Annotated in this window: 1 pseudogene; it reads left to right on the plus strand. The window is 55.1% G+C overall.

The features are described from left to right. Positions 1–115, plus strand: a pseudogene (locus tag F7R02_RS26005) (IS5-like element ISCARN85 family transposase); the annotation flags it as partial. Between the last annotated feature and the right edge of the window lie 170 nt (positions 116–285).

The raw sequence follows: 285 nt of genomic DNA on the forward strand, positions 1-285 counted from the left end.
GTTCCGTCGCTTGAAAGGCTACCGCCGGATTTTCTCGCGCTTCGAGAAGCTGGATGTCATGTTCCTTGGATTCCTCAGCTTCGTCCTAGTCGTTGATGGGCTTCGGATGTGTTAACAGGCCCTAGTCAGCAGAATCTACTCTTGCAATTGGGATGGTACCGACGTCCCCCCACCCTGAGTAGTGGTTTGGTTTAGAGTCCGGGGGTAATGATATCGGTGTTTGCCAGATGTTGGGCATAAGCAGCCGGGGTCATGCCGCCGATCGCCTTCTTGGGTCGGTCCTCG

This window comes from Xanthomonas cissicola (assembly GCF_008801575.1).
GTDB lineage: Bacteria > Pseudomonadota > Gammaproteobacteria > Xanthomonadales > Xanthomonadaceae > Xanthomonas > Xanthomonas cissicola.